Here is a 3,122-nt window from a genome sequence, read left to right on the forward strand (position 1 = left end):
CCCCGGCCCTCTCGGACACGAGCCCTCCGGCGGCCGCCCAGGCCCTGCCCGCTCCGCCTCCGCCTCCGCCTCCGCCACAGACCATCCCGAACTTCCCGCTGCTGCGCGTGGTGCCGAAGGGCGAGGCGCGGGCCATCGCCTTCTACGCCTCGCTCAACCCGGACTGCTCGGTGATCGGCCCCGTGGTGGTCCGCACCCTGACGCCACCCGCGCGCGGGCAGCTGACCGTCGAGGCGGCCGAGTCCTTCCCCCGCTACGGGCCCGGCTCGCCGCTCGCCGCCTGCAACGGCCGCAAGGTGCCGGGCACGCGCCTGACCTACGAGCCGGAGGCGGGATTCGAGGGCGTCGACACCTTCCGCCTCCTCGTGATCAACGCCGACGGATCGGGCTACGAGTCGGACGTGAAGGTCTCGGTGCGCTGATCTGCACGGCGGCGCCTGGGCGGGGCAGGGGCCCGAAAGCCGCCCTCACCCGATCCAGATGCGTGCCTCAGGAGGGATGCGGCGCCCCGGCCCCGCCGAGGCGCCGCCGTACCGGTCGAAGCTCCGGAACGTGTTGCGGCCCGCTGCCTTGGCCGCGTAGAGGGCCTGGTCCGCGCGCGCGAGCCATTCGGGACCGGTGCAGCCCCCGCTGCGGGCGATCCCGACCGAGGCGCCCAGGCGGAAGCTCTGGCCGTCCCGCCAGATGGGCTTGTTGAGCGCCGCGATGATCCGGTCGGCGAGGCGTTCCGGCGCATCCCGGTCACGCTCGTCCTTGAGCAGCACGACGAACTCGTCGCCCCCGATCCGCGCCACGAGTTCCGCGGCGACGCAGATGCGGGCGAGGCGCGCGCCCGACTCGACCAGGCAGAGGTCGCCCGCGGCATGGCCGTGGCCGTCGTTGATCTGCTTGAACCCGTCGAGGTCGACGAGGAGCAGCGCCGCACCTGCCGGGCCGCCCGCGGCGGCCGCGAGCCGCTGCTCGAACAGGGCGCGGTTGGCAAGGCCCGTCATCGTGTCCCGCTCGGCGAGCGTGCGCAGGCGCTGCGCCTCGGACAGCTCGGCGGTGACGTCCTGCTTCATCCCGTAGAGTCGCGCCGGTGTCCCGTTCTCGCAGGCGACCGCGGCGGTGAGCCGGATCCAGCGCCGCTCGCCCGTCCTGGCGACGATCTCGGCGTCGAACCGGAAGCCGGTGCGCGTCCGGATGGCGGTCCGGCGCAGGCGCTGCAGGCGGTCCAGCGAGCCCGGCGCGTAGCATTCGAGGATGGCGCCGCGCCGCAGGGGGGCACCGCGGCGAAGCCCGAAGAGGTCGTAGACGGCGCCGCTCCATGACAGCGCCTCGTCGGAGAGGCGGCATTCCCACAGCCCGACCCGGGCGGTCGCGGAAGCCTGCTCGAACACCCGATGCCAGTGCGCCAGGGCCGCCGGCCCGGTCGCCGCGAAGGCGGAGACGGGCCCGTCGATGCAGGGCACCGGGGCAGGGCGGAGCAAGGCATCCTCGGGCATGCGCTGGCGGATTCGTCGCGGATCCGATGCCGGGTGATCGGCCATTCGCGGGAGCCTGCGGCAGGAGAGTTAAAGAAGCGTCAAGCCGGGCCGGGGGTAGGTTGGCGATCCGGCACGCGGCCAGGGTCCGCCGCCGGAAACTTCGTTCGCATAAGATATATTATGGAACATAAGGGCCGATCCGACCGGGTGAGGGGGCCTGCCTCGGCTGGTCCGGAGCCTTGATGCCCGCCGTCCTACCGTGGCATGCCAGATGCCGATGCCCGACCCGATCCTCGACGAGGCCGCCCTCGCCGCCTTCCTCGACGCCTTCTACGCCCGCGTGCGGCAGGACCCGCTGATCGGCCCGGTCTTCGCCGCGGCGGTCCCGGACGCCGCCTGGCCGCGCCACATGGCGACGATCCGGGACTTCTGGTCCTCGGTGCTGCTGAAGACCGGCCGCTACAAGGGCAACCCCTTCGGCAAGCATCAGGCCCTCGGCGGGCTGGAGCCCGCCCATTTCGCCCGCTGGCTCGGCCTGTTCGAGGCGACGGCGGCCGAGCGATTCCCGCCCGAGATCGCCGCAGCGCTGACTGAACGCGCCCACCGGATCGGCGACAGCCTGAAGGCCGGCCTGTTCTTCCGGCCGGACGTGCCGGGCGGGCAGGGCCGGCCCTGAGGCGAGGGGCCTTCGGGGCACCCTCCCCGGTCGTGTCGGCCTTCAGCCCCGGGCCTCACGCCATGTCGATCGTCCAATCCTCGATCCTGAGGCCGTCCACGCACTCGAACTCTCCGACGTTGTTCGTCACCAGCGCCAGGTCCGCCCCGCGTGCGTGTGCTGCGATCCAGAGGTCGTTGCCGCCGATGAGACGTCCGGCCGCCGCCAGATCCGCGCGCAGCCTGCCGTTTGGCTGTTTCCGGACTGGAAGATGCGGGTCCGCGCCACGAGATGCCCCGTCGACGTCTATACGAGATCGTATATACAAACGTTCCCGGCCGAAACAGCGCCCGCCCATGTCGGCGAGGGCGCGCCTGTCGTCCCGGAAAGCCCCCTCCCCGGTCAAGCCGCCAGATCCTCCACCCGCCGCGTATCGGTGAAGACGCGCCCGTCGGGAAAGCGCAGCGCCACCTCCACGCTGAGCCGTCCGGCCTGCCGCACCCGGACCGCGTCCGGTCGTTCCAGCTCGTCCCGGCGCTCGATCGCCTCGGCGGCGCTGAGTGGCGCGTCGCGCCCGCCGCCGAGGCCGCGCCACCACAGCACCGCCTTCTCCCGGGCGTAGCCGCTGCCCTCCAGCGCCAGCCGGATCCGCCGCGGGCCGCCAGGGCAGGCGAGTTCCACCGCGAGGCCCGCGGGCTCGGTGGCGAGATGCCAGGCGCGCACCGGCTGCCAGCCGTCCGCGGCGCGGAGCGCCGCCGTGACCCGCTCGGAGAGGATCGGCAGGGCGTCCTCGGCCGCCGCCTCGTGCTTGGCCTCCGCGTCCTCCTCGGCCTCGGGCTCGACCCAGCAGGCCTCGCAGGTCGAGGCATTGAGGGCGATCAGCGCGCCGCAGCCGGGGCAGGGCTTGGCCCGCACCGCCCCTTCCCGCCCCCGCACCTCAGCGGCGGTGCGCGCCGTGACGATGTCGACCGGCCCGTGCATCCGCACCAGCCCCGCATAGT

At 73.5% G+C, this 3,122-nt stretch carries 3 protein-coding genes and 2 pseudogenes; 2 read left to right on the plus strand and 3 right to left on the minus strand.

Translation table 11 applies throughout. From position 1 onward, the window contains the following. Nucleotides 1-422, plus strand: a pseudogene (locus AX737_RS34530) (hypothetical protein); the annotation flags it as partial. Between the two features lie 45 nt (nt 423-467). On the opposite strand, the gene AX737_RS16785 reads toward AX737_RS34530, so the two are convergent. Then, nucleotides 468-1,469 carry a sensor domain-containing diguanylate cyclase gene (locus tag AX737_RS16785; RefSeq protein ID WP_156453789.1) on the minus strand — a complete coding sequence of 334 codons (1,002 nt, stop codon included), beginning with the start codon at nt 1,467-1,469 and terminating at the stop codon, nt 468-470. 274 nt (nt 1,470-1,743) lie between these two features. On the opposite strand from AX737_RS16785, the gene AX737_RS16790 reads away from it, so the two are divergent. After that, nucleotides 1,744-2,142 carry a group III truncated hemoglobin gene (locus tag AX737_RS16790; protein ID WP_066923376.1) on the plus strand — a complete coding sequence of 133 codons (399 nt, stop codon included), beginning with the start codon at nt 1,744-1,746 and terminating at the stop codon, nt 2,140-2,142. A 55-nt stretch (nt 2,143-2,197) separates the two neighbouring features. Here the strand turns inward: AX737_RS16790 and AX737_RS16795 are convergent, their stop codons facing one another. Both AX737_RS16795 and AX737_RS16800 read right to left on the minus strand, forming a co-directional pair. Continuing rightward, nucleotides 2,198-2,527 (minus strand): type II toxin-antitoxin system VapC family toxin, encoded by a 330-nt coding sequence (locus AX737_RS16795; protein ID WP_066923371.1) that lies wholly within the window; start codon nt 2,525-2,527, stop codon nt 2,198-2,200. Next, nucleotides 2,524-3,122 (minus strand): annotated as a pseudogene (locus AX737_RS16800) (ATP-dependent helicase); the annotation flags it as partial. The gene AX737_RS16795 and the pseudogene AX737_RS16800, both read right to left, overlap by 4 nt.

The sequence above is a fragment of the Methylobacterium sp. CCH5-D2 genome (genome assembly GCF_001556475.1).
GTDB lineage: Bacteria > Pseudomonadota > Alphaproteobacteria > Rhizobiales > Beijerinckiaceae > Methylobacterium > Methylobacterium hispanicum.